The organism is Arthrobacter sp. ZBG10 (assembly GCF_001238605.1).
In the GTDB taxonomy this organism is placed as follows: Bacteria; Actinomycetota; Actinomycetes; order Actinomycetales; family Micrococcaceae; genus Arthrobacter.
Window position 1 is genome coordinate 1 of record NZ_LFQH01000149.1, and the last position, 314, is coordinate 314.

Below are 314 nucleotides of genomic sequence, written 5' to 3' on the forward strand. Positions count from 1 at the left end.
GCCCGGTGGTGGTGGGGCTGCCGGAGGACATCATCCGGCAGCAGATCGACGCGACTGTCCACCCCGTCATTCCGGTGGCGGCCGGCGGGATGAGCAGCACCGACGCCGCTGCCCTGCAGGCTGCCCTGGCGGAGTCCCGCAAGCCGCTGTTTGTCACCGGCGGCAACGACTGGACGCAGGAGGCGGCGGACCAGCTGACCGGATGGCTGGAACGGCATCACATCCCGGCGGCAGCGGAATGGCGGACGCAGGGCACGGTGTCCTTCGATTCCCCCTCGTATGTGGGGCCGATCGGCTACGGGCGCCCCCGGCCC

The 314-nt window shown here is 71.7% G+C and carries 1 pseudogene; it reads left to right on the top strand.

What is annotated here, in order from left to right:
* A pseudogene (locus tag ACU18_RS18965) lies at positions 1-314 on the top strand (acetolactate synthase); the annotation flags it as partial.